The sequence below is a fragment of the Frigoribacterium sp. CFBP 13729 genome (assembly GCF_014841875.1).
Classification (GTDB): domain Bacteria; phylum Actinomycetota; class Actinomycetes; order Actinomycetales; family Microbacteriaceae; genus Frigoribacterium.
Genome location: NZ_JACYUR010000002.1, coordinates 823,784 through 842,927, shown reverse-complemented (window position 1 = coordinate 842,927; position 19,144 = coordinate 823,784). Strand labels below are relative to the sequence as shown.

Genomic DNA, 19,144 nt, shown 5'->3' with positions numbered 1-19,144 from the left:
TCGACTCCTGAGAGCCGGTGTCGTTCTCACGACGAGCCATGACGCTACACCATCTGGATCAGTGTTCGCAACCCACTTGGTCCGAGGCCAGCTAGCAGAACCAGCAGCAACTCGAGGACTTGGAGGTCAATGTCATCTGGTGGCCGGTGGAGCTTCGCTCCGCCGCACCTCCGTGGTGACAAGAGGAAACATTACAGGCACACCAGGCACATCGTCCAAACCCTGCCGCATCCCGGGCGTGTCGCAACCTCGAAGCCCGGAAATTCAAGGGTCCAGGCCCTGATCGGCCGCCAGAGGGCCGCACACGGCCTCCAGGGACACGTTCAGTGACGCGGCTGACCCCACGAATCACCCTTCGCGGTCGCCGGATGCACGAAGGCCCGCCCCTGCAGAGGGGCGGGCCTTCGTCGTCACGGAACAGGGCGGGTCAGCGGACCGTCACGCCGGCGAGCGTCTTCTTGCCGCGACGCAGGACCACGGTCCCGCCGGCCAGGGTGGACTCCCCCACCGGCGCATCCGCGTCGACCACGCGGACGTTGTTCAGGTATACCCCGCCTTCGCCGGTGCTCCGGCGGGCGGCACCGAGAGATGCCGACAACCCGGTGGCCACCAGTGCCTGCGCCACCGTGGTGGTCGAGTCCGCCTCCGCGGACGGGAGCTCGGCGACCGCGCTGCGGAGAGTGTCCTCGTCCAGGACACCGAGGTCGCCCTGCCCGAAGAGAGCGGCGGCCGCGTCGATCGCCGACTGCGTGGCGGCCTCGCCGTGGACCAGGCGGGTGACCTCCCACGCGAGCGTGCGCTGCGCCTCCCGCCGGAACGGCTCGTCGGCCACCGCTCGCTCGAGCGACTCGATCGCCGCTCGGTCGAGGAACGTGAACACCCGCAGCCGGGACACGACGTCGGAATCGTCGGTGTTGAGCCAGAACTGGTACATCGCGTAGGGGCTCGTCAGCTCGGGGTCGAGCCAGACGGCGTTGCCCTCGCTCTTGCCGAACTTGGTGCCGTCGCTGTTGGTGATCAGCGGGGTGCCGATGGCGTGCACCGCGACGCCCTCAGTGCGACGGATCAGCTCGGTGCCGCTGGTGAGGTTGCCCCACTGGTCGCTGCCCCCTGTCTGCAGCACGCACTCGTGCTGGCGGTAGAGCTCACGGAAGTCGAGGCCCTGCAGGATCTGGTAGCTGAACTCGGTGTAGCTGATGCCGGCGTCCGAGTTGAGGCGCGCGCTGACCGCGTCCTTCTTGAGCATGGTGCCCACCCGGAAGTTCTTGCCGATGTCGCGGAGGAACTCGATGGCCGACAACGGCGCCGTCCAGTCGAGGTTGTTCACGACTCGGAGGCCGTTCTCTCCCTCGGCGGCGAGGAACTTCTCGACGTGCACGCGGATCCGCGTCACCCACTCGGCGGTCTGCTCAGGTGTCTTCAGGGTGCGCTCGGCCGTTGGACGCGGGTCGCCGATCAGGCCGGTCGAACCGCCGACGAGCCCGAGCGGCCGGTGGCCGGCCAGCTGAAGGCGACGCATCAGCAGCAGCTGCACGAGGTTGCCGAGGTGCAGGCTCGGCGCGGTCGGGTCGAAGCCGCAGTAGTACGTGATCGGCGGGCCGGCGAGCACGGACTTCAGCGCCTCGGCGTCCGTCGAGACGTGGACCAGGCCGCGCCACTGCAGCTCGTCCCAGACGTCGTCGAACGTGGGGTCGTTGGCCTGGCCGGCGAGGACGTCGGCCGTTGTTTCGCTGCTCACCCGAGAACGGTATCAGCGTGCGGACGTGCCGCCGCCGCGCCTGACCGCGGGCCGCCAGGCCGAGACCGACGGTTCACCTGCGAGCGTGAACCGCCACGGGAACTCGTCGGTCCCGGCCCGGCCGGACACGCCGACGCGGGGACCGGCGACGACCTCGCCGGCGGCACCGGTCGGCAGCTCGAGGGAGAACCGCCCGTGCCCCAGGGTGCTGCCGTCGTCGTCGAGACCGATGTCGAGCGCCGACCCGAGCCTCCCGGGTCCCTTCGCCAGCTCGGCGTCGTTCCGGGCGGATGCCCGGCGCGACCGAGCGACGTCGAGACCGTCGACGACCTCGCCCGCGCGGAGCAGCAGCCCGGAGGCGTAGCCCTCAGGGCCGCAGACGATGTTGACGCACCGGTGGATCCCGTAGGACAGGTACACGTAGAGGGTCCCGCCCTCGCGGAACATGCTCGAGTTCCGCGGCGTCGGCCCGCGGTGCGCGTGCGACCCGGGATCCTGCCCCTGGCCGTGGTACGCCTCGACCTCGGTGAGCCTGACCGCCACCTCCCCGACCCGGAACACCGAGCCGAGGAGGAGCGGGCCCACCTCGAGGGCCGGCCGCGTCAGCAGCCGGGTCACCTCGTTCAGAAGAACCGCTGGCCCGAGGCGGTCGCGATCACGACGACCGCGACGAGGACGACGACGCACACCGCGACGACCGCGGGCAGCAGCCAGGCACGCGGGGTCCGCGGTCGACGCGGCTCGGTCACGCCGAGACCGGGTCGAGGTCGCGGACCAGGTGCGCGACGCGCTCGGTCAGCTCGGCCAGCTGCTCGGCGACGCGCTCGGGAGCCGTCCCGCCCACGCCCTGCCTGCTGCCGATCGAGCCGCGCACGGTCAGGACCGCACGGATCTCGGGGGTGAGGTGGGACGACACCTCGGCGTACTGCGCGTCGGTCGGCTCGTCGAGCTCCAGCCCGTGCTGCTCGCAGAACCTCACCAGCTCGCCGCTGATCTCGTGGGCGTCACGGAACGTCACTCCCTGGCGCACGAGCCACTCGGCCACGTCCGTCGCGAGCGAGAAGCCCTGCGGCGCCAGCTCGGCCATGCGGGCCTCGTCGAACTCGAGCGTGGCGATCATGCCCGTGAACGCGGGCAGCAGCACCTCGAGCTGGGTGACCGAGTCGAACACCGGCTCCTTGTCCTCCTGCAGGTCGCGGTTGTACGCGAGCGGGAGGCCCTTGAGCGTCGCCAGGAGGCCCGTGAGGTTGCCGATCAGCCGCCCCGACTTGCCCCGGGCGAGCTCGGCGATGTCCGGGTTCTTCTTCTGGGGCATGATCGACGACCCGGTCGAGAACGAGTCGTGCAGCTTCACGAAGCCGAACTCCCGCGTCGACCAGAGGATCACCTCCTCGGCGAGGCGTGACAGGTCGATGCCGATCGAGGCCGCCACGAAGGCGAACTCGGCCACGACGTCACGGCTGGCCGTCGCGTCGATGCTGTTCTCGGTGGTGCGCTCGAAGCCGAGCTCGGTCGCGACGAGCATCGGGTCGAGGCCGAGCGAACTGCCCGCCAGGGCGCCGGCGCCGTAGGGCGAGGCCGACGCACGACGCGACCAGTCGCGCAGGCGCTCGAGGTCGCGGACCAGGGGCCAGGCATGGGCGAGGAGGTGGTGCGCGAGCAGGACGGGCTGCGCGTGCTGCAGGTGCGTGCGCCCGGGCATCACGGCATCGGGATGAGCCGAGGCCTGCGAGGCGATCGCGTCGACGAGCACGACCACGAGACGGCCGATCGCCGCACCGTGGTCACGCAGGTAGAGACGCACGAGCGTGGCGATCTGGTCGTTGCGGCTGCGGCCCGCGCGGAGCTTGCCGCCGAGCTCGGCGCCGGCGATGCCGATCAGGCCGCGCTCGAGCGCCGAGTGCACGTCCTCGTCGGACTCCGCCGCCACGAACGAGCCGTCGGCGACCTCGGCCTCGAGCTGGTCGAGGGCGGCGACCATGCCGTCGAGCTCAGCGCCGTCGAGGTACCCCGCCGCCGCGAGGGCACGGGCGTGTGCCCGTGACCCCGCGATGTCGTACGGCGCGAGCTGCCAGTCGAACTGCGTCGACTTGCTCAGGGCCGCGAGCTCGGGGGCGGGGCCGGAGGCGAAGCGGCCTCCCCACAGGGCACCCGCCTCCCCCGCCCGCTGGTTCTGGCCCGGGGTCGCGTCGACCACTACTGCTGCGCCAGGTCGCGACGCGCCGAGATCTTGCTCGGCAGGGACCAGATCTCGATGAAGCCCTTGGACAGCGACTGGTCGAACGTGTCGCCCGTGTCGTAGGTCGCGAGGTCGAAGTCGTACAGGCTCTGGTCGCTCCGCTGGCCCGTGACGACCGCGCGGCCGCCCTGCAGCTTGAGGCGGATCTCGCCCGAGACGTACTTCTGCGTGTCGTCGATGAAGACGTCGAGCGAGCGCTTCAGGCCCGAGAACCACAGGCCGTCGTAGACGAGGTTCGACCACTCGGCCTCGACGCCGCGCTTGTAGCGACCGAGGTCGCGCTCGATCGTGAGCGCCTCGAGCGCCTCGTGCGCCTGGATGAGCGCCACGGCGCCGGGAGCCTCGTAGACCTCGCGGCTCTTGATGCCGACGAGCCTGTCCTCGACGACGTCGATGCGGCCGACGCCGTGAGCGCCCGCCAGCTCGTTCATCTTCTGCACGATGCCGAGCGGCGTGTACGGGACGCCGTCGATCGCGGTGGGCACGCCGGCCTCGAAGGTGATGACGACCTCGTCGGCGTCCTTGATGACCGAGGGGTCTTGCGTGTACTCGTACAGGTCTTCGATCGGCGGGTTCCACGGGTCCTCGAGGAAGCCCGTCTCGACCGCGCGGCCCCAGACGTTCTTGTCGATCGAGTAGGGGTTCGCCGCGCTCTGGCGGATCGGCAGCGAGTGCTGCTCGGCGTAGATGATCGCCTTGTCGCGGGTGAGGGCGAGGTCGCGGACGGGCGCGATGCTCGTCAGGTCGGGCGCGAGCGCGGCCACGGCCGCCTCGAAGCGGACCTGGTCGTTGCCCTTGCCGGTGCAGCCGTGCGCGACGCTGTCGGCGCCGAGCTCCTTCGCGACACGGGCGAGGTGGCGTGCGATCAGCGGGCGGCTGAGGGCCGAGACCAGCGGGTAGGTCTTCTGGTACATCGCGTTCGCCTTGAGGGCGGGCATCAGGTAGTCGCGCCCGAATTCCTCCTTGGCGTCGACGACGACCGACTCGACGGCACCGCAGTCGAGGGCACGCTGACGGATGTCGTCCATGTCCTCGCCGCCCTGTCCGACGTCGACGGCGAGGGCGACCACCTCCTTGCCGGTCGCGTCAGCGAGCCAGCCGATGCCGACGGAGGTGTCGAGACCTCCGGAGTATGCGAGGACGACGCGTTCCGCCATGGTTCTCCTTGAGTGTGGTGTGTGGGTGATCTTATCGGGAGGCCGCCCGGCCTCGTGGCCGGGCGGCCGGTGCTGCGAGCTCGCTGCTGCAGGCTCGCCGCTGCTGTCTCAGTGCGAGAGCAGCCAGGTGAGGAGCGCCTTCTGGGCGTGGACGCGGTTCTCCGCCTCGTCCCAGATGACGCTGGTCGGGCCGTCGATGACGTCGGCGTCGACCTCGTACCCGCGGTCGGCGGGGAGGCAGTGCAGGAAGATCGCGTCGTCGGCCGCCCGCGCCATGAGCGCCTGGTCGACCTTGAAGCCGCCGAACACGGCGACGCGCTCGTCCTTCTCGTCCTCCTTGCCCATGGAGACCCAGGTGTCGGTGACGACGACGTCGGCGCCCGCGACCGCGGCCGCGGCGTCGTCGACGACCTGGACGGAGCCGCCGGTCGTGGCGGCGATCGCGGCCGCGTCGTCGACGACGTGCTGCTCGGGCTGGAAGCCCGCCGGCGAGCCGATGCGGACGTGCATGCCGGCGGTGGCGCCGGCCAGCAGGTACGACTGGCCCATGTTGCTCCGGCCGTCGCCGACGAAGGCGACGGAGAGGCCCGCGAGCGTGCCCTTCGCCTCGCGGATGGTCTGCAGGTCGGCCAGCAGCTGGCAGGGGTGGAAGTCGTCGCTGAGCGCGTTGACGACCGGGACGGTCGTGCCGGCCGCCATCTCCTCCAGGCCGGACTGCGCGTAGGTGCGCCAGACGATGGCCGCGACCATGCGCTCGAGGACGCGCGCGGTGTCGGACGGCGTCTCCTTGCCGCCCAGCTGGCTGTTCGCGGTGGCGATCACGAGCGGGCTGCCTCCGAGGTCGGCGATGCCGACCGCGAAGGACACCCGGGTGCGGGTGGACGACTTGTCGAAGATCACGGCGACCGTCTGCGGCCCCTCGAGGGGGCGCTGCGACCAGCGGTCGCGCTTGAGGGCGTCGGCCAGGTCGAGGACCTCGAGCTGCTCAGCGGGGCTGAGATCGTCGTCGCGGAGGAAGTGGCGGGTCATTCGAGACCTTTCAGGACGCGGGAGAAGAGGGCGGAGAACTCGGCGATCTCGGCGTCGCCCACGATGAGCGGCGGGGCGAGACGGATGCTGGAGTCGTTGGGGGCGTTCACGATCAGGCCTGCCTCGAGGCACCGGGACGAGATCTCGGCGGCGATCGGCTGGGTCAGGCCGATGCCGATCAGCAGGCCCTGCCCGCGGACGCCGGCGACGAGCGGCGAGTCCATCGCCTCGACGGCGGCACGGATCTGGGCGCCTCGGACGACGGCGGCCTCGACGAGGTCGGCCCGCTCGATCTCGCCGAGGACCGCGTCCGCAGCAGCCGTGGCCAGCGGGTTCCCGCCGAACGTGCTGCCGTGCTGGCCGGCCTCGAACAGGTCGGAGGCGGCGCCGAAGGTGACGAGCGCGCCGATGGGCACTCCCCCGGCGATCCCCTTGGCGACGGTGATCGCGTCGGGCACGACGTCGAACTGCTGGAAGGCGAACCACGAGCCGGTGCGGCCGATGCCCGTCTGGATCTCGTCGAGGACGAGGAGCGCTCCGTGCTCGCGGGTCAGCTCACGGGCCCGCTCGAGGAACCCGACGGGGAGGTCGAGCACGCCGGCCTCGCCCTTGATCGGCTCGACGAAGAGAGCCGCGACGTCGTCGCCCATCGCGGCCTCGAGCGCCTCGAGCGTCGTGTCGATGTGCTCGACCCCCGCCACCATCGGCTCGAAGGGGCCGCGGAGCGCGGGCTTGCCGGTGAGGGCGAGGGCGCCCATGGTGCGCCCGTGGAACGAGTTCTGCAGGGCGAGGATCCGCGTGCGGCGTCCGTCGCCGCGGTTGAGCCGTGCCAGCTTGAACGCGGCCTCGTTGGCCTCGGCCCCGCTGTTCGCGAAGTAGACGCGACCCTGGTCGCCCGCGCCGCTGATGCGGAGGAGGCGCTCGGCCAGGGCCAGCTGAGGCTCGGTCGCGAAGTAGTTCGAGACGTGGACGAGCGCGCCGGCCTGCCGGGCGATCGCCTCGACGAGCACGGGGTGCGCGTGGCCGAGGGCGTTGACGGCGATGCCGGCGAGGAAGTCGAGGTAGCGCTTGCCGTCGACGTCCCACACGGCGCAGCCCTCGCCGCGCTCGAGCATCACCTTCGGGGTGGCCAGCGAGCGCATGAACGCGTCGCCGAACCGGCTCTGCCAGTCGCGGCGCTCGTCGTGTCCGGCTGGGGTCTGGGTGGTGGTCACGACTGTCCTTCCTGCGGGGTGCTGACGTCGCCGACCGGGGTGATCGGGAACGAGTCGACGACGGGTGCGCCGTAGGCGGCGGCCCTGTCGTCGGGGACGACCTCGGTGCCCGACCCGCGCTGGGTGAAGACCTCGAGGAGGATGGAGTGCGGGATGCGGCCGTCGATGATGGTCGCTCCCCCGACGCCGCCGACGACCGCGTCGAGGCAGGCCGTCATCTTGGGGATCATGCCCGACTCGAGCGTCGGGAGCATGTCTGTGAGCGCCGACACGGTGATGGCGGCGACCAGCGAGTCACGGTTCGGCCAGTCGGAGTAGAGGCCCGAGACGTCGGTGAGGACCACGAGCTTGGTCGCCCGGAGCGCCACGGCGAGCGCGGCGGCCGCGGCGTCGGCGTTCACGTTCAGCAGCGACCCCTCGTCGCCCTCGTCGACGGCGAGCGACGACACGACCGGGATGCGTCCGGCATCGATCTCGGCGAGCACCGACGACGGGTCGACGTCGACGACGTCGCCCACGTGCCCGAGGTCGACCGCCTCGCCGTCGACGACGGTGCCGCGGCGACGACCGCGGAACAGCGTCGAGCCCTCGCCGGACACGCTGCGGGCGAGGTCGCCGTGCTCGTTGACGAGCCCGACGATCTGCTGCGCGACGTCCCCGGCGAGGACGTCACGGACGACGGCGATGGCCTCGGTGCTCGTGTAGCGGTACCCGCCGCGGAAGTCGCTCGGGATGCCCGCGGTCGCGAGGGCCGCGGAGATCTGCGGACCGCCTCCGTGGACGACCACCGGGTACAGGCCGGCCAGCCGCAGGTAGACCATGTCCTCGGCGAAGGCACGGCCGAGGGCCTCGTCGACCATCGCGTTGCCGCCGAACTTCACGACCACGACCTTGCCGGAGAAGCGCTTGAGCCAGGGCAGCGACTCGATCAGGGTCGCGGCCTTGACGGCCGCGAGCTCCTGCTCGGCGCTGTGGGTCACCTCGTGTGCGCCCATCAGCTGGAGTACGCGCTGTTCTCGTGCACGTAGTCGTGCGTGAGGTCGTTCGTGAGGATCGTCGCCTCGGCGTCGCCGGCGCGCAGGTCGACCAGCACGTGGACGGCCCGCGGGGTGAGGTCGACGGTCTCGCTCGGGACGTCGGGCGCGCCGGCGTGGCAGACCCGGACGCCGTTCATCGACACGTCGACGTCGTAGGGGTCGAAGGCGGCCGACGTGGTGCCGATCGCGGCGAGCACGCGGCCCCAGTTGGGGTCGTTGCCGAACACGGCGGCCTTGAAGAGGCTGTTCCGGGCGATGGAGCGGCCCACCTCGACCGCGTCGTCCTCGTCGACGGCACCGACGACCTCGATGCGGATGTCGTGGGAGGCGCCCTCGGCGTCCGCCTGCAGCTGGCGAGCCAGGTCGGCGCAGAGCTCCGTGACCGCCGTCGTGAACTCGTCGGCCGACGGGGCGACACCGGACTCGGCGCTCGAGAGGAGCACGACCGAGTCGTTGGTCGACATGCAGCCGTCGGAGTCGAGGCGGTCGAACGTGACCCTCGTGGCCGCGCGCAGCGCGGCGTCGAGCGTCTCCGCCGGGAGGTCGGCGTCGGTCGTCAGGACGACGAGCATGGTCGCCAGGCCCGGCGCGAGCATGCCCGCGCCCTTGGCCATGCCGCCGACCACCCAGCCGTCGCCGGCGACGACGGCCTGCTTCGGCACGCTGTCGGTCGTCATGATCGCGAGGGCGGCGTCCTCGCCTCCCTCGGCGCTCAGCTGGGTCGCCGCCGCCCGGGCACCGGAGAGCACCTTGTCGCGGAACACCTGGTCGCCGACGCCGATCAGGCCTGTCGAGCAGACGACGACGTCGCCCGCCGAGACGCTGAGCGACTCGGCGACGGCCTCCGCCGTGGCGTGCGTCGTCTGGAAGCCGAACGGGCCGGTGAAGCAGTTGGCGCCTCCCGAGTTCAGGACGACCGCCTCCGCGACGCCGTCGCCCAGCACCTGCTGCGACCACAGGACGGGGTGCGCCTTGGCGCGGTTGCTCGTGAAGACGGCCGCGGCGGCCTTGCTGCGGCCGGTGTTGACGACCAGGGCGACGTCGCGTGCCCCGGTGCTCTTGAGGCCGGCGACGACGCCGGCGGCGGTGAAGCCCTGTGCTGCGGTGACGCTCACGGTGCCACTCCGTCCGTGCTGAGGCCCGCGGTCTCGGGGAGGCCGAGGGCGATGTTGGCGGACTGGACGGCCGCGCCGGCCGTGCCCTTCACGAGGTTGTCGATGGCGCTGACGACGACGACGCGCTCGGCGGCCTCGTCGACGGCGAGGCCGATGAGGGCCGTGTTCGCCCCGACCGTGTCGGCCGTGCGGGGGAAGACGCCCTCGGGCAGGACGTGGACGAACGGCTCGTCCGCGTAGGCCTGCTCCCAGGCGGTGCGCACGTCGTGGGCGCCGACCCCGGGGGCGAGCGTCGCCGTCGTGGTCGCCAGGATGCCCCGCGACATCGGGACGAGCACGGGGGTGAAGGAGATGTTGACGTCCTGCGCGCCGGCGAGCCGGAGGTTCTGCTGGATCTCGGGCACGTGGCGGTGCGTGCCGCCGACGCCGTAGGCCGAGGCGGAGCCCATCAGCTCGCTGGCGAGGAGGTGCGGTGCCAGTGCCTTGCCGGCTCCCGACGGGCCGACCGCCAGGACCGAGACGATGTCGGTCGCCTCGACCAGCCCGGCGCGGACGCCAGGGGCGAGGCCGAGGGTCACCGCCGTGACGTTGCAGCCGGGCACCGCGATGCGGCGTGCACCGCGCAGGGCGTCGCGCTGACGCCCGCCGGACGCGCCGAGCAGCAGCTCGGGCAGCCCGTACGCCCACGCGCCGTGGTACTCGGTGCCGTAGAACCGGGCCCAGGCGGCCTCGTCGGTCAGACGGTGGTCGGCCCCGCAGTCGACGACGAGGACGTCGTCGGGCAGCTGCGCCGCGATGGCACCGGACTTGCCGTGCGGGAGGGCGAGGAAGACGACGTCGTGCCCGGCGAGGGTCTCGGCCGTCGTCTCCACGAGCGTGAGGTGCGCGAGGGAGCGCAGGTGGGGCTGGAGGGCGACGAGGGGCTGCCCGGCGTTCTGGAACGCCGTCACTGTCGTGACCTCGAAGTCGGGGTGCGCCGCGAGGAGCCGGAGGAGCTCGCCGCCGGCGTACCCGCTGGCGCCCGCTACTGCTACGGAGTGAGGCATGTGTCCATCCTGATGGTCGAGTCGGTCGAGGATCGAGGGCGGCGGCGCCTCGCGAGGTCACTCGCGGAGCGTCGCCCCAGATCGCTCGCCGGCGAGGCGGACGGCCCCCTGCTTGGCCTCGGTCGCCTCGGCGGCCGTGAGCGTGCGGTCGTCGGCACGGAACCGCAGCGCGAAGGTCAGCGACTTGCTCGCCTCCGGCAGCCCGGTGCCCCGGTAGTCGTCCACGAGCCGAACGGACTCGAGCAGGTCGCCGGCGCCCTCGCGGACGGTCTCGAGCAGGTCGCCCGCGGCGACGTCGACGCCCACGACGAGCGAGAGATCTTGCGTGGCGGCCGGGTAGGACGAGATCGCCGTCGGCTGGACGGGGACGTCGGACAGCGCGAGGACACGGTCGAGGTCGATCTCGGCGACCGCGACGACGCGCGGCAGGTCGAGCTCGGCCGACACCGTGGGCAGCAGCTCGCCGGCCACGCCGACGACCTCGCCTGCGACGAGGACCTCGGCCGTGCGCCCGGGGTGCAGCGACGGGTGCCGGCCCGTGCGGAAGACGGCCTCGGCCCCGGCGGCGCGGACGGAGACCCGCAGGTCGTCGAGCACGTCGGCCAGGCCGGCGGCGACGGCCGGCTGGCCCGGCTGGCGGTCGATCGCGTCTCCGACGACAGCCACGGCCAGGTGCCGCGGCTGGGCGGGAAGACTGGCGGCCAGCTGGTCGAGGAGCTCGTCACCGGGGCGCTGGGCACCGGCGGGGACCTCGGCGGTGCCGTAGGTCGTGTCCTCGATCGGCAGGAAGACCGTGCCGCTCTCGAAGACCGAGACGTCGACCAGCCCACGGGAGGTGTTCCGGCGGACGACGTCGAGCAGGCCGGGGAGCAGCGAGCGACGCAGCTGGGGCGCTGCGGAGTCGAGCGGGTTCGCGAGCGTGACGGCAGGGACCGTCGAGCCGGTGTCCGAGCCGTCGATCGAGCCGAAGGCGGCGTTCTGGTCGGGACGGACGAAGGGGTAGGCCTGGACCTCGACCGATCCCGCGGCGGCCAGCGACGCCGCGACCCGGCGGCGGAGCTTCTGCTCGCGGGACAGCCCACGCCCGGGAGGCGCCACGGGCAGCACCGACGGGATGCGGTCGTACCCGGTGATGCGGGCCACTTCTTCCACGAGGTCGGCCGACGTGCGGAGGTCGCTCCGCCACGTCGGCGGGGTCACCTGCCAGCCCTCGCCCGACTCGACGACGACGGAGCCGACGGCGCGAAGGGCTCCCACGACCTCGTCGGCCGTGTAGTCGACGCCCATGAGGCGGGCGGCGCGGTCGCGCGGCAGCTCGATCGCCCCGGGCGCGACGGACTCGTCGAGGGAGGAGCCGAGCGGGTCGGCCGTGCCGCCGGCCAGCTCGACGAGCAGGTCGACGACCCGCTGTGCCGCGGGGGCGGAGACGGCAGGGTCGACGCCGCGCTCGAACCGACGGGAGGCCTCGCTCGGCAGCTTGTGCCGACGAGCGGTCCGGGCGATCGACACCGGGTCGAACGTGGCGGCCTCGACGAGCACGTCGGTGGTGCCCGCGCCCATCTCGGTGCGCGAACCGCCCATGACGCCGGCCAGGCCTACGGCACCCTGCTCGTCCGCGATGACTAGGTCCTCGACGTGGAGAGCACGGACGGTGCCGTCGAGGGTCTCGAGCTGCTCGCCCGCCGCGGCACGGCGGACCGTCAACCCGCCCTGGACCGCGTCGAGGTCGTAGCCGTGGATCGGCTGGCCGAGCTCGAGCATCACGTAGTTCGTGACGTCGACCGGCAGCGAGATCGAGCGGACGCCGGCGAGGCGCAGGCGGGAGGACATCCAGGTCGGCGTCGGCCGCGAGGCGTCGATGCCGCGGACGACCCGGGTGACGAAGGTGGCCACGGCCTGGCGGCCGCGCACCGGGGCGTCGTCGACGACGCTCACGCCGAAGCCGTCCGCCGCCGCGGCCTCGACGGTGCCGGCCGGGTCGGTGAAGGAGGCGCCCGTCGCGTGGGAGTACTCGCGAGCCACGCCGCGCATGCTGAGCGCGTAGCCGCGGTCGGGCGTGACGTTGATCTCGACGGCGGCCTCGTCGAGGCCGAGGAGCGCGATCGCGTCCGTGCCGACCTCGGGGTCGAGGCCGAGCGAGCTGAGCAGGAGGATGCCGTCGTGCTCGTCGCCGAGGCCGAGCTCACGGGTCGACGCGATCATGCCGTCGGACACGTGGCCGTAGGTCTTGCGCGCGGCGATCGGGAACGGCCCGGGCAGGACCGCGCCCGGCAGCGACACGACGACCTTGTCGCCCACGACGAAGTTGTGGGCGCCGCAGACGATGCCGCGGACGTCGTCGGGGCCGACGGCGACCTGGCACCAGTTGATCGTCTTGCCGTTCTTCTGCGGCTCGGGCTGCAGCTCGAGCACCTGGCCCACCACGAGGGGGCCCGTCACGTCGCCGACGTGGACGTCTTCCTCTTCGAAGCCGACCGACACCAGCGCGGCGTGCACGTGCTCGAGGGAGACGTCGACCGGCAGGTCGACGTGCTCGCCGAGCCAACTCAGCGGAACCCGCATCAGACCACCATCCCGAACTGCTCGCTGAACCTGACGTCGCCCTCGACCATGTCGCGCATGTCGTTGAGGTCGTTGCGGAACTGGAGGGTCCGCTCGATGCCCATGCCGAAGGCGAAGCCCTGGTGCACCTCGGGGTCGATGCCCGCGGCCCGGAGGACGTTCGGGTTGACCATGCCGCAGCCGCCCCACTCGACCCAGCGCGCGCCGCCCTTGGCGTTCGGCTGCCAGACGTCCATCTCGGCGCTCGGCTCGGTGAAGGGGAAGTAGTTGGGCCGGAGCCGGATCTGCGCGCCCTGCCCGAACATCGAGCGTGCCAGGTGCTCGAGCGTGCCGCGCAGGTGCGCCATCGTGAGGCCGCGGTCGATGGCGATGCCCTCGATCTGCGTGAAGACCGGGGTGTGCGTCGCGTCGAGCTCGTCGGTGCGGAAGACGCGACCGGTGGCGACGTTGTAGACGGGCAGCTCCTTCGCGAGGAGCGTGCGGATCTGCACGGGCGACGTGTGCGTGCGCAGCACGAGGTGAGCGTCGACCGGGTCGACGAAGAAGGTGTCCTGCATGGCACGCGCCGGGTGGTCGGCGTCGAAGTTCAGGGCGTCGAAGTTGAACCATTCGTGCTCGAGCTCGGGCCCCTCGCTGACCTCCCAGCCCATGCCGACGAACAGGTCCAGCATCTCTTCCTGCAGGAGGGCGAGCGGGTGCCGCGCACCGACGCGACGACGAGTGGGCAGGGCCGTGACGTCGACGGCCTCGTCGACGAGGCGCTGCGTCTCTTCGAGCTCGGCGAGCTGGCCCTCACGGCCTGCCACCGCCTGGCCGACACGGCCACGGGCGCCGCCGACGAGCTTGCCCGCCGCGGCCTTCTGGTCGTTCGGCAGGTCGCGAAGACCGGCGTTCATGCGTGCCAGGACCGACGCCTCGCCGGCGTGCTGGGCACGGGCCGCCTTGAGCTCGGCGACGGAGGCGGCGGTCGCGACGGCGGCGAGGGCCGCGTCGACCGCAGCCGAGACGGCCTCTTCGGAGATGGGGACGGAGTCTGACACGAGAACCAAGCTTAGCGATCGTTGGGGAGACGACCCGCGCCTCCTCGTGCCCTGGGGACGAGGAGGCGCGGATCGCGGATCCGGGGAGGAGCGGTCGGTGCGACGGTGCGGCAGGTCAGCGACCGCCGCCGCCGCCTCCGCCGGCGTCCCCGGTCGTCGCGGGGATGTTCGGTCGGCCGGCGCGGGCGAGCAGACCGGGGCCGCCGAGACCGCCTCCCCCGCCCTTCGTCCGGACGACGCCGCGTCGGCCGGTGCGCCGGTCGACGACGCGCACCACGTACGAGAAGACGAGGTTCGTGACGAGGTACACCACGAGGACGACCGCGAAGAGCGTGAACGTGTACGTGCTGCCGTAGGAGGTGCCGAGCCGGTTGAGCCCCTGCCTCGTGAGCTCGACGTAGCCGACGATGTAGCCGAGCGAGGTGTCCTTCAGGAGGACGACCAGCTGCGCCAGGATGATCGGCAGCATCTGGCGGAACGCCTGCGGGAACTCGATCGCGAAGCGCGTCTGCACGGGCGAGAGGCCGATGGCCAGCCCCGCCTCGCGCTGGCCTCGCGGCAGGGCGGCGATGCCCGAGCGCAGGGCCTCGCCGATGAGTGCTCCGTTGTAGACCGCCAGCGCGGCCACCACGGCCCAGAAGGCGCCCGTCGAGAACACCAGCAGGATGAACAGCATCATCAGCAGCACGGGCATGCCGCGGAAGAACTCGAGGACGACCGTGGTCGGCACCCGGACCCAGGCGGTGCGGGCGGTGCGGAGGAACGAGAACAGCACGCCGATGGCCACCGCGAGGACCGACGCGACGGCGGCGGCCTGGACCGTGGCCAGCCAGCCGCGGCCGATGTTCCGCCAGAGGTTGCGGTCGAGCAGGATGTCCCAGCGCGAGGGGTCGAGCACGCTGGCGGTGACGGCACCGTTGGCGCTGACGCGCGGGCGGCCCAGCAGGTACGCGACGTAGGCGACGAGCGCGACCACCAGGACCACGCCCACCACCGAGATGATGCGCGAGGTGCGGCGGGACTTCGGGCCCGGGGCGTCGTAGAGGACGTTCGTGCTCATCGCAGGACCGCGACCTTCTTCTCGACGAGGGCCGCGACGCGACCCAGGGTGATGGTGACGACCAGGTAGAACACGGCCACCGACAACAGCGTCGTGATGACCGCGTCGCCGCGGGAGTTCGCGATGAAGCGCCCCGCGGCGAACAGCTCGGCGACGAAGAACCCGCCCGCGACCGAGGTGTTCTTCGTCAGGGCGATGATCACGTTGATGAGGGGCGGGATGACCATGCGGATCGCCTGCGGCATGATCACGAGCGTCAGGGTCTGGCCGAAGCCCAGGCCGATGCTGCGGGCGGCCTCGGCCTGGCCCACCGGGACGCCGTTCACGCCGGAGCGGACGGCCTCGGCCACGAAGGGCGAGGTGTAGAGCGTCAGGCCGATCACCGCGAGCGGGAAGTAGCCGATCCCGACGCCGAGGTACGGGAGCACGAACGCGCAGAAGAAGAGGACGAGCGTCAGCGGGACGTTGCGGATCGCCTCGGTGTAGACCGTCGCGAAGACCCGGAAGGAGCCCACAGGAGAGATCCGCATGGCGGCCACGACGAAGCCGATGACGATCGCGCCGACGCCCGACAGGACGAGGAGCTGCAGCGTCGTGACGAAGCCGCCCCAGAATCGGGGCCAGTTGTCGATCACGGCGTCGAAGCCGGGGATGACGTCCAGGGGGTTCACAAGGGTGTCCTCAGGTCAGGGCGGCTGCCCACACGGGCAGGAGGCGGTGGCGGGCACCGTGCGCAGGTCGCGACACGGTGCCCGCCGGTGTCGCTAGTAGCGGTCGATCGCCGGGGGCTCGGGGGTCTCGAGGACCTTGCCGGCCGTCGCCTCCCACAGCTCGTCCCAGGTGCCGTCGTCCTCGGCGTCCTGGAGCGTGTCGTTGACGAACATGCGGAAGTCGGTGTCGTCGAGCGCGAGGCCGATGCCGTAGGGCTCCTCGGTGAAGGGCTCTCCGACGACCTCGAACTCGCCCTCGTTCTGGTCGGCGAGGCCGGCCAGGATCACGTTGTCGGTCGTGACGGCCTGGACCGCACCGGTGCGGAGCGGCTCGAGGCAGTTCGAGTAGGTGTCGGTCGCGATGATGTCGGTCGGCGCGCTGACGTGCTCGGCGATGTTCGCCTCGCTGGTCGAGCCGCTGACGGTGCAGACCTTCTTGCCCGCGAGGTCGTCGACGCTCTCGATGCCGTCGGGGTTGCCCTCGAGCACCAGCAGGTCCTGACCGGCCTGGTAGTACGGCCCGGCGAACGAGACGACCTCCTTGCGGGCGTCGTTGATCGTGTAGGTGGCGATGACGAGGTCGACGTCGCCGTTCTGGATGAAGGGCTCGCGGTTGGCGGAGACCGTCTCGACCCACGTGATGCCGCTGGCGGGGATGCCCAGCTTGGCGGCGACGAGCTTGCCGATCTCGGCGTCGAAGCCCTGGGGCGTGCCCGAGCCGTCGTCCAGGCCGAAGAGCGGCTGGTCGAACTTGGTGCCGATGGTGATCTCGCCGGCCTCGGCCAGGCGAGCCATCGTGGTGCCGTCCTGGAAGTCCGCGACCTCCTCGACGTCGACCGAGCTCTCGGGGGCGGCCGAGTCCGTGCAGGCCGAGAGGCCGAGCACCGTCACGGCCGCTGCGGCTACGGCGACGAATCCCTTGCTGAGTCGCATGTCGTTCTCCTTGCTGGGTGACCCGGCCGACGGTCGACGTCCGGGAGTCTGGGGGCGCCTCCTCGTCCGGGCGGGCAGCCGGGACGGGGGCACGAGGAGGCGCGTCGCGAGCGAGGCGCCCGGGCTCAGTGCGTGAGGATCTTCGAGAGGAAATCGCGGGCGCGGTCGGACTTCGGCGCCGTGAAGAACTCCTCGGGCGTCGACTCCTCGACGATCTGGCCGTCGGCCATGAAGACGACGCGGTCGGCGGCCTTCCGGGCGAAGCCCATCTCGTGGGTGACGACGACCATGGTCATGCCGTCCTTCGCGAGCTGCACCATGACGTCGAGCACCTCGGTGATCATCTCGGGGTCGAGCGCGCTGGTGGGCTCGTCGAGCAGCATCACCTTCGGGTCCATCGCGAGGGCACGGGCGATGGCGACGCGCTGCTGCTGGCCGCCCGAGAGCTGCGACGGCATCTTCGAGGCCTGGTTGCCCACGCCCACGCGGTCGAGCAGCTCCATCGCGCGCTTCTCGGCCTCGGCCTTCGAGCGGCCGCGCACCTTGATCTGGCCGAGGGTGACGTTCTCGAGCACCGTCTTGTGGGCGAAGAGGTTGAAGCTCTGGAACACCATGCCGACGTCGGCACGCAGCTTCGCCAGCGCGGCGCCCTCGTCGGGCAGCTGCGTGCCGTCGATCGAGATGACGCCGTCGTCGATCGTCTCGAGGCGGTTGATCGCCCGACAGAGCGTCGACTTCCCCGAGCCGCTCGGACCGATCACCACGACGACCTCGCCACGCCCGACCGTGGTCGTGACGTCCTTGAGGACGTGCAGCTGACCGAAGTGCTTGTTGACGTGGTCGACCACGACGAGGGGTTCCATGGGTCCACACAAACAGACGCCCGGAAGGGGGTCAAACTCACAGCTGATTCGTAACGCAACCGAAACGAGCCGTCCGGTCGGCCTACGAGCGCTGGGCGAACGCGCTCTCGTAGAGGCAGACGGAGGCGGCGGTCGCCAGGTTCATCGACTCGGCGTGCCCGTAGATGGGCACCACGACGGCGCGGTCGGCCCGGGCGAGGTCGTCGTCGGTGAGCCCGCGCGCCTCGTTCCCGAAGAGCCAGGCCGTCGGCGCGTCGAGGACGCCCTCCCGCCGCGCCTGCAGCAGGTCGTCGCCCTTGACGTCGGCCGCGATCACCTGGATCCCGGCCTCGGCGCACCGCGCCACGACGCTCGCCAGGTCGATGCCGACGGCGACGGGCACGTGGAAGAGGGAGCCGGTCGTGGCCCGGACGACCTTCGGGTTGTAGAGGTCGACGCTGCGACCGGTCATCACGACGGCGTCGGCGCCGGCCGCGTCGGCGGCACGGATGATCGTGCCGGCGTTGCCCGGGTCGCGCACCTCCTCGAGGATGGCGATGAGCTTCGGCCCGCCGTCGTCGCCCTCGGCGAAGATGTCCTTGACCGACGTCGGGAACTGGCGGCACACGGCCACGACGCCCTGCGGGGTCACGGTGTCGGCCATCGCGTCGAGCACGGCCTCGGTGACGAACTCGGCCTCGAGGCCCGCCTCGCCGGCCGCGTCGGCCAGCCCGGGGTGCCGCTCGAGGGCGGTGGGCGTGACGTAGAGCTCGAGGACCAGCTCGGGACGGAACGCGAGGGCCTCGGACACCGCCTGCGGCCCCTCCAGCAGGAACAGCCCCGTCTCGGTGCGGGCGTCCCGCTTGGACAGCTTCGCCACCGCCCGGACTCGCGGCGAACGGGGGTTGTCGATCAGAGGGGTGCGCACGCGACAACTATGCCGCACCCGGCCCCGGGAACGACGGAGGGCCCGGACAGCGAGTGCTGTCCGGGCCCTGCGTGAGGTGGTGCTGACGCAGTCGTGACTACGCGGCGGCCGTGGCCTTGGGGGCCGAGGTGTCGGCGGGCAGCGCGGCCTTCGCCGTCGCGACGATCGACGCGAAGGTGGCGGGCTCGTGCACGGCCAGCTCAGCGAGGATGCGACGGTCGACCTCGATGCCAGCCAGGGACAGGCCCTGGATGAGGCGGTTGTAGGTCAGGCCGTTCTGTCGCGACGCAGCGTTGATGCGCTGGATCCACAGGCGGCGGAACTCGCCCTTGCGCGCACGGCGGTCACGGTACGAGTAGACGAGGGAGTGGGTGACCTGCTCCTTGGCCTTGCGGTACAGGCGCGAACGCTGACCGCGGTAGCCCTCGGCGCGCTCGAGGATGACGCGACGCTTCTTGGCGGCGTTGACCGCTCTCTTGACTCTTGCCATTTTC

The 19,144-nt window shown here is 71.7% G+C and carries 18 protein-coding genes; all 18 read right to left on the bottom strand.

The genetic code is table 11. The features are described from left to right. Positions 1-427: 427 nt before the first annotated feature. Positions 428-1,738, bottom strand: coding sequence for a tyrosine--tRNA ligase (gene tyrS / locus IFT77_RS10360; protein ID WP_123548729.1), 1,311 nt, complete (start codon positions 1,736-1,738; stop codon positions 428-430). A 12-nt stretch (positions 1,739-1,750) separates the two neighbouring features. Then, positions 1,751-2,356 carry a DNA-3-methyladenine glycosylase gene (locus IFT77_RS10355; protein WP_192043319.1) on the bottom strand — a complete coding sequence of 202 codons (606 nt, stop codon included), beginning with the start codon at positions 2,354-2,356 and terminating at the stop codon, positions 1,751-1,753. Between the two features lie 5 nt (positions 2,357-2,361). After that, positions 2,362-2,487 (bottom strand): hypothetical protein, encoded by a 126-nt coding sequence (locus IFT77_RS17205; RefSeq protein WP_255416206.1) that lies wholly within the window; start codon positions 2,485-2,487, stop codon positions 2,362-2,364. Beyond that, positions 2,484-3,935: an argininosuccinate lyase gene (gene argH / locus IFT77_RS10350; protein WP_192169906.1), complete on the bottom strand. Its 1,452-nt coding sequence runs from the start codon at positions 3,933-3,935 to the stop codon at positions 2,484-2,486. Before argH ends, IFT77_RS17205 begins: the two co-directional genes overlap by 4 nt. Then, complete coding sequence (locus IFT77_RS10345) at positions 3,935-5,134, bottom strand: argininosuccinate synthase (RefSeq protein ID WP_192169905.1); 1,200 nt, start codon at positions 5,132-5,134, stop codon at positions 3,935-3,937. Before IFT77_RS10345 ends, argH begins: the two co-directional genes overlap by 1 nt. 108 nt (positions 5,135-5,242) lie before the next feature. Continuing rightward, positions 5,243-6,163 (bottom strand): ornithine carbamoyltransferase, encoded by a 921-nt coding sequence (gene argF, locus IFT77_RS10340; protein ID WP_192169904.1) that lies wholly within the window; start codon positions 6,161-6,163, stop codon positions 5,243-5,245. Continuing rightward, complete coding sequence (locus IFT77_RS10335; RefSeq protein ID WP_371741008.1) at positions 6,160-7,377, bottom strand: acetylornithine transaminase; 1,218 nt, start codon at positions 7,375-7,377, stop codon at positions 6,160-6,162. Before IFT77_RS10335 ends, argF begins: the two co-directional genes overlap by 4 nt. Further along, on the bottom strand, positions 7,374-8,372 hold the full coding sequence (gene argB, locus IFT77_RS10330) for an acetylglutamate kinase (protein ID WP_192169903.1): 999 nt from the start codon (positions 8,370-8,372) through the stop codon (positions 7,374-7,376). The genes IFT77_RS10335 and argB overlap by 4 nt, the downstream gene beginning before the upstream one ends. Continuing rightward, a complete protein-coding gene (gene argJ, locus IFT77_RS10325; protein ID WP_192041350.1) occupies positions 8,372-9,529 on the bottom strand; it encodes a bifunctional glutamate N-acetyltransferase/amino-acid acetyltransferase ArgJ in 1,158 nt (385 codons plus the stop codon). Before argJ ends, argB begins: the two co-directional genes overlap by 1 nt. Then, positions 9,526-10,575 (bottom strand): N-acetyl-gamma-glutamyl-phosphate reductase, encoded by a 1,050-nt coding sequence (argC, locus tag IFT77_RS10320; RefSeq protein ID WP_192041349.1) that lies wholly within the window; start codon positions 10,573-10,575, stop codon positions 9,526-9,528. Before argC ends, argJ begins: the two co-directional genes overlap by 4 nt. A 57-nt stretch (positions 10,576-10,632) precedes the next feature. Further along, positions 10,633-13,137 (bottom strand): phenylalanine--tRNA ligase subunit beta, encoded by a 2,505-nt coding sequence (pheT, locus tag IFT77_RS10315; RefSeq protein WP_192169902.1) that lies wholly within the window; start codon positions 13,135-13,137, stop codon positions 10,633-10,635. Continuing rightward, a complete protein-coding gene (gene pheS, locus IFT77_RS10310; protein WP_192169901.1) occupies positions 13,137-14,177 on the bottom strand; it encodes a phenylalanine--tRNA ligase subunit alpha in 1,041 nt (346 codons plus the stop codon). The genes pheT and pheS overlap by 1 nt, the downstream gene beginning before the upstream one ends. A 115-nt stretch (positions 14,178-14,292) precedes the next feature. Beyond that, a complete protein-coding gene (locus IFT77_RS10305) occupies positions 14,293-15,237 on the bottom strand; it encodes an amino acid ABC transporter permease (RefSeq protein ID WP_192169900.1) in 945 nt (314 codons plus the stop codon). Further along, positions 15,234-15,899: an amino acid ABC transporter permease gene (locus IFT77_RS10300; protein WP_123548746.1), complete on the bottom strand. Its 666-nt coding sequence runs from the start codon at positions 15,897-15,899 to the stop codon at positions 15,234-15,236. The genes IFT77_RS10305 and IFT77_RS10300 overlap by 4 nt, the downstream gene beginning before the upstream one ends. Before the next feature lie 102 nt (positions 15,900-16,001). Then, positions 16,002-16,880 carry a glutamate ABC transporter substrate-binding protein gene (locus tag IFT77_RS10295; RefSeq protein ID WP_192169899.1) on the bottom strand — a complete coding sequence of 293 codons (879 nt, stop codon included), beginning with the start codon at positions 16,878-16,880 and terminating at the stop codon, positions 16,002-16,004. Between the two features lie 125 nt (positions 16,881-17,005). After that, entirely contained in the window at positions 17,006-17,743 is a 738-nt protein-coding gene (locus IFT77_RS10290) for an amino acid ABC transporter ATP-binding protein (protein WP_192041344.1), read from the bottom strand. Between the two features lie 82 nt (positions 17,744-17,825). Beyond that, complete coding sequence (locus IFT77_RS10285; protein WP_192041468.1) at positions 17,826-18,638, bottom strand: RNA methyltransferase; 813 nt, start codon at positions 18,636-18,638, stop codon at positions 17,826-17,828. 109 nt (positions 18,639-18,747) lie between these two features. Then, positions 18,748-19,140 carry a 50S ribosomal protein L20 gene (gene rplT / locus IFT77_RS10280; RefSeq protein WP_192041343.1) on the bottom strand — a complete coding sequence of 131 codons (393 nt, stop codon included), beginning with the start codon at positions 19,138-19,140 and terminating at the stop codon, positions 18,748-18,750. Positions 19,141-19,144 lie beyond the last annotated feature (4 nt).